Origin of the sequence: Vibrio sp. J1-1, from assembly GCF_021728395.1 — a bacterium.
In the GTDB taxonomy this organism is placed as follows: domain Bacteria; phylum Pseudomonadota; class Gammaproteobacteria; order Enterobacterales; family Vibrionaceae; genus Vibrio.
Genome location: NZ_JAKKCM010000053.1, coordinates 1 through 1,055, shown reverse-complemented (window position 1 = coordinate 1,055; position 1,055 = coordinate 1). Strand labels below are relative to the sequence as shown.

The 1,055-nt window shown below is 45.7% G+C and carries 1 protein-coding gene; it reads left to right on the top strand.

Features of this window, described 5'->3' with window-relative positions; genetic code table 11:
- Positions 1–80 precede the first annotated feature (80 nt).
- On the top strand, positions 81–1,001 hold the full coding sequence (locus tag L3V31_RS22000; RefSeq protein ID WP_237319372.1) for an IS5 family transposase: 921 nt from the start codon (positions 81–83) through the stop codon (positions 999–1,001).
- Positions 1,002–1,055 lie beyond the last annotated feature (54 nt).

Below are 1,055 nucleotides of genomic sequence, written 5' to 3'. Positions count from 1 at the left end.
GGCTTTGTTGCGGAAATCGAATGAACTAAATCAAAATCTTACGATCAGATCAGGGACATTCATTCACTGACTTTGATTAGATGCCGAAGCCTCGCTACAAAACCACTAACTGGTGCAAGTACAATAACTCCTTGATCAACAGAGGTTCACTCACGTTTTGGATTGACGAAGAGGCCATATCTGAGTGGAAACAATCTAAACAGGATAAACGTGGTAGACCAAGATTGTTTAGTGATCTCGCTATCACGACTGCTCTCATGGTAAAGCGCATTTTTTCCTTACCTTTAAGGGCGCTACAAGGCTTTATCGACTCTGTTTTTAGATTGGCGAACGTCCCATTGGTTTGTCCCCACTATACTTGCATCAGTCGCCGAGCTAAGGATGTAGAGGTTAATTTCAAAGCCCCATCACGAGGCGCTATCCAACACCTGGCTATTGATGCAACTGGGCTCAAGGTATACGGTGAGGGCGAATGGAAAGTGAAAAAGCACGGAACCGATGGTAAGCGTCGAGTCTGGCGTAAACTCCATCTTGCTGTTGATACTGACACTCATGAAATTATTGCAGCTGAACTGACACTTTCAGGCGTGACAGATGCGGAAGTACTCCCAAATTTACTCAAACAAACACGCCGATCCATCAAGGAAATTTCGGGAGATGGCGCATACGATACAAGGGAGTGCCACAGGGCGATTAGGGTTAAGAAAGCGATACCTCTAATCCCTCCACGTGAAGGAGCCGCCTTCTGGGAAAAAGGTCATCCACGTAATCTGGCGGTTGGTTGCCAAAAGCTCTATGGTTCGAACAAAAAGTGGAAACGAAAGTATGGTTACCACAGGCGTTCATTGTCGGAGACCGCTATGTATCGCGTAAAACAACTACTAGGCGCTTCACTCACGCTTCGAAATTACAACGCACAAGTTGGGGAGACATACGCCATGATCAAAGCACTCAACAAGCTAACAGGGATAGGTATGCCCGAAACTCAGTATATCGTTTAAAATGCAAACGATTTTGCTAGTGTTCGCTCTCAAGTTGAATTCCGCAACAAAGCC